The organism is Deltaproteobacteria bacterium (assembly GCA_009929795.1).
Lineage (GTDB): Bacteria > Desulfobacterota > Desulfovibrionia > Desulfovibrionales > Desulfomicrobiaceae > RZZR01.
In genome coordinates this window covers 1-1170 of sequence record RZZR01000389.1, presented here as the reverse complement: position 1 = coordinate 1170, position 1170 = coordinate 1, and the positions used below count along the sequence as shown (strand labels likewise).

Genomic DNA, 1170 nt, shown 5'->3' with positions numbered 1-1170 from the left:
ATCACTTAGGTGGCCCAAATCGGAACCCCCCCTCGAAACAAAGACTTACCTGTTGACCTTGGCACCGCTGAAGGAACGAGGAATCAAAGACTTACCTGGACCTGGTTCTCGCCACGAACAGGCGGCCGAGGGCGATGGCCTTGGAAGACCAATGCCACAGTGAAAAATCGCCTCGAAGTTCATCATATAGGGAGCAGTAATTCAAACCCCTGAAAACTAAGAAGGTTTTACCACCACTCCAACAACGGGGAATCAAGGCCCTACATGCCCTCCAAACTGTCTGAAGGCATCCCGGCACAGTCAGTCCCTGAGCCGTCACGGACGATCTTCACCACCTCCTCCTCCCACCGCGCCAGCACGGCCCGCTTCTCATCCAGGTACTCGTACCGGTCGTAGTGCCGGTTCTGGACCCCGGCCAGTCCATGACTCAAGAGCTGCGCCCGGATGTCCCGTGACACCCCCATCCGAGCCAGCATCGTCTCGACGGTCCTCCTGATGTCTCGAACGGTGAAGGGAGCGCCCTTAAGCTGCTCTGCGATTTCCGACACCCTCTTACCAGGCGTCGATGGCGAGACCGGTGCTCCCATCCTTGAGGTGAAGAGCAGCCGGGGAGCGGCGCCAGCATCCTCCATCCGCTCCACGCTCCGCTCCACGCTCCGCTGACGCATCCGCAGTCCAGCTTCGCTTATGGCGGTCCTACGGCGGTGCCCGCCTCCCGCCGGGACGCTCAGAGCCGGGAGAAGGCTCTCGATCACTTCCCGGTGGTACCCGCCATATGCTGCCCACGGACCGACCGGGAGGAGGTGTTCACGGGCGGATGTTCGTCTTCCCTTCCCGTCCCACAGCCGGAGGATATTCGCGTCGCTATTCCAGTCCTGCTCGGTCACCCGCAGAAGCTGTGCGATCCGTTGCCCTCCCGAGAGAAGCGCAAGCAGGAGGCAGCGGTCGACCAGCCCCTCGGGCGTCCAGCCGGATCCGGGCGTCCAGCGGAGCGTTAATGCCGTCACATAACGACGCAACTCGTCCCTCGACAGTGTCCGGTGACCGGCATGAACTGGGATGGTTGGGATAACCTCGACCGGGTTGCCCATGACCCTGAAGAGGACGAAGGAATCAGGGAGGCTTGAATCGTATGGTGCCCTCATCGCCGCAGTGAAGGCGGCTGAGAGA

General features: G+C 61.5%; 1 protein-coding gene. It reads right to left on the bottom strand.

Annotation, left to right across the window (positions count from 1 at the left end; genetic code table 11):
- Positions 1 to 260: 260 nt before the first annotated feature.
- On the bottom strand, positions 261 to 1170 hold a 910-nt coding region (locus EOM25_15205), incomplete at its 5' end, for a hypothetical protein (protein ID NCC26527.1).